The sequence below is a fragment of the Burkholderia sp. E168m23 genome, from assembly GCF_016586125.1.
Lineage (GTDB): Bacteria > Pseudomonadota > Gammaproteobacteria > Burkholderiales > Burkholderiaceae > Burkholderia > Burkholderia orbicola.
On the sequence record NZ_BCPP01000754.1, the window covers coordinates 1 to 3,589 of the forward strand.

Consider the following 3,589-nt stretch of genomic DNA (forward strand, 5'->3'; position numbering starts at 1 on the left):
ACTTCAGCCAGCATGGCGCGCCTCCTGTCCCGTTTCCGCGTGCGCATCGAGCCGCGCGCCGAGCGCCGCGAGCGTCGGTGCCGCGAACACGTCGGCCACCGTCAGCGCATGGCCGGCACGGCCGGCCGCGTCGACGAAGCGCACGACGTCGAACGACGTCGCGCCGGCTTCGAACAGGTCCGCATCGGGCTCGGGGGCGGCCGTCGCGAACGTGTCCGACCACAGCGCGGCGAGCGCGGCGGCGGCATGCGACGGCGTTGCGTTCGGCCGGGTTGCGCCATTGGTGCGCGCGTCGAACGCAGTGTGCTTGGCTGCTTGCGCATCCGGTGCACCGAGCGCCGCTTCCGACGCGCCGGCGAAACGCGCGACTTCGTCGTGATACAGATCGACGAGCGCGTCGACGAAATCGCGCGCGAGCAGTTCATCTGCATACGAAAACGCGGCGCTCACGCGGCCGTCCGGATGCTCGACGACGTCCAGCTCCAGCGTGAACACGACGCGATGGCGCACGTCGTCGAATTCGGCCAGCGACAGGCCGGCCCAGTCGCGTGCGGTCGCGCCGGTCGGGCGCAGGTAGTTGAACATCACCTGGAACAGCGGATTGGCCTGCGCGGCGCGCGGCGCGCGCAGCGCGGCGACGACGTCGGCGAACGGCACGTCGGCATGCGCATACGCGGCGAGCGCCGTGTCGCGCACTTGCGCCAGCACGTCGGCGCGGCGCGCGGCCGGGTCGATCCGCGTGCGCACGACGACCGAGTTGATGAAGAGGCCCAGCGCGGTACGCGCCGCGTCGCCCGTGAGTTCGCGCGTCGACGCGAGCACGCCGACCGGCTGGTCGGCCGCGCCCGTCGCGCGGAACAGCGCGGTGTTGAGCGCCGCGTGCAGCAGCATCGGCAGCGTCGCGTGCGAGGCCGACGCGGCGTCGCGCGCGGCGCGAATCAGCTGCGTATCGAATTCGAACGCGATGCGGGCCGCACGCCATTGCGGCACGGCCGGCGCATCGGTGCGCTGCGGCTAACACGCGCGACGGCAGATCGGCGAGTGCATCGCGCCAGTACGCGACGCGCGCCGGATGGCATGGCGCGGGCAGCACGAGCGGTTGGGCGGCCGGTTCGACGGCTTCGTCGACCAGAGCGGCGCCGCGCTGCATGCGGGCGACATAGCGGGCCCGCACCGCGTCGAGCCACAGCTCGATCGATTCGCCATCCGATACGATGTGATGGATCGTCACCGACAGCACGTGATCGTCCGCCCCGAGTCGCAACACGCGGGCGCGCCACAGCGGCGCGTCGGCCGTGAGGTCGAACGGCGCGAGCGCATCCTCGTCGGTCAGCGCGGCCGCGCGGGCCAGCGCATCGGTTTGGGCCGACAGGTCGATCACCGGCAGGTCGACGGCAACGTCTGCGTCGATCCGTTGGCCCGGCAGCGCGCCGTCGCGGGCGACGAGCCGTGCACGCAGCGCCGGATGCTCGGCTGCCGCATCCGCGAACGCGGCGCGCAGCGCATCGACATCGAGCGGGCCGCGCACACGCAGCGCGACCGGAATGTTGTACGCAGCGCTGTCCGGCTGCGCGCGCCACAGGAACCACAGGCCGAGCTGCGCGGGTGACAGCGGCCACACGCCGTGAGCGTCCGGTTTGGCCACCGCGACGCCCGGCGCCGTGGCGCCGGTATGCGCGGCGCGCGGCGCATCGGCCACCTGCCGCGCGTATTGCGCGAGCACGGGCGCCTCGAACAGCGCGCGCACCGGCACGTCGCGGCCGAGCCGTTCGGCCACGCGCGTCGCGACACGCACGGCGGCGAGCGAATGACCGCCGAGATCGAAGAAGTGATCGCCGCGGCCGACGCGCTCCAGGTTCAACACGTCGCACCAGATCGCCGCGAGCGCGGCTTCGTCGCCGTCGTGCGGCGCCTCGTACGCACGTTCGACGCGCACCGGCGCCGGCAGCCGCGCACGGTCGACCTTGCTGTTCGCGTTGCGCGGCAGCGCGTCGAGCACGATCAGTTGCGCGGGCACCATGTAATCGGGCAGCGTGCGACGCAGATGCGCGTCGAGCGTCGCGGCTTCGACCGGCTGCGCGGCCGCCTGCGCTTCGGCGGTCAGCTCGACGTACGCGACGAGCTGCGCGAGCGCGCCCTGCCCGTGCACGACCGCGCAGGCTTCGCGCACCGCATCGTGTGCGGCGAGCTGCGCTTCGATTTCGCCGAGTTCGATGCGCAGGCCGCGCAGCTTCACCTGGTGATCGACGCGGCCGATGAAATCGAACACGCCGTCCGCGCGGCGCCGCACGAGGTCGCCGGTACGGTACAGTCGCGCGCCCGGCGCGCCGTACGGATCGGGCACGAAACGCTCGGCGGTCAGCGCCGGACGGTCGAGGTAGCCGCGCGCGACGCCGATCCCCTCGCCGCCCAGGTACAGTTCGCCGATCACGCCGACCGGCAGCGGATGCAGCCGCGCGTCGAGCACGTGCGCGGTGCGCGCGCCGACCAGCGTGCCGATCGGCAGATACGCGGCGTCGCCGAGCTTCGCGAGCTCGTCGCCGGGCCGGAACATCCACAGCGTCGGCGTGATGACGGTTTCGGTCGGGCCGTAGCCGTTGACCACGCGCACGTTCGGCAGCGCGCGGCGCAGCATCGCGAACGCCTCGCGCGACGTCGCCTCGCCGCCGACGGTCAGCGAACGCAGCGTCGGCGGTGCGCCGTGCGCGAGCGCCCATTCGGCGAGCTGGGCGGCGCAGCCGGGCGGCACGTAGGTCATCGTCACGCCGTCGCGGATCATCATCGCGCAGGTCTGCGCGGGCGGCCACAGCACGTCGGCCGTCACCGACACGGCGGCGCCCGACATGTATTGCGAAAACCAGCCTTCGTGCGCGCCGTCGAAATTCACCGACTGGAACAACAGGAACACGTCGTTTTCACCCGCGCCGTAGCGCTCGGCGATCGCCGCGCAATGCAGCGCGAACGACGCGTGGTCGACGATCACGCCCTTCGGCTTGCCGGTCGAACCCGACGTGTAGATCGCATACGCCGCGTGGCCGGGCAGCACGTCCGGCAGCGCGACGTGCGCGGCTTCGTCGAGCGCATCGATTGCGTCCGCGCGCCAGATGCGCAGTTCAGGCAAGTCGGGCAGCGACGCGGCGCTCGCGGCGTCGGTCAGCACGTGCGCAATGTTCGCATCGCCGACGATCTGCGCGAGCCGTTCGCGCGGATGCGCCGGATCGAGCGGCACGAACGCGGCGCCCGACTTCAGTACCGCGATCAGCGCGACGAGCAGGTCGACCGAGCGCTGCAGCGCGACGCCGACGCGCATCTCGGGGCGCACGCCGGCCGCCACCAGGTGGCGCGCGAGGCGCGCCGCACGGGCATCGACTTCGCCGCGCGTCAATGCGCGATCGATATCGGCGACGCCGCGTGCGTCGGGCCGCGCGTGCGCATGGGTGGCGATGCGTGCATGCACCGGTACGAACGGCTCGGCCTCGGTCGCGCCGGCCGGCGCATTCCATGCGAAAAGCTGCGCGCGTTCGTCGGCAGGCAGCCAGTCGAGATCGCCAATCGGCAGATCCGGGCGCGCGAGCGCGTCGGTCAGCAG

The 3,589-nt window shown here is 72.6% G+C and carries 1 pseudogene; it reads right to left on the reverse strand.

Features of this window, described 5'->3' with window-relative positions:
* Nucleotides 1-3 precede the first annotated feature (3 nt).
* Nucleotides 4-3,589, reverse strand: a pseudogene (locus JMF90_RS28915) (amino acid adenylation domain-containing protein); the annotation flags it as partial.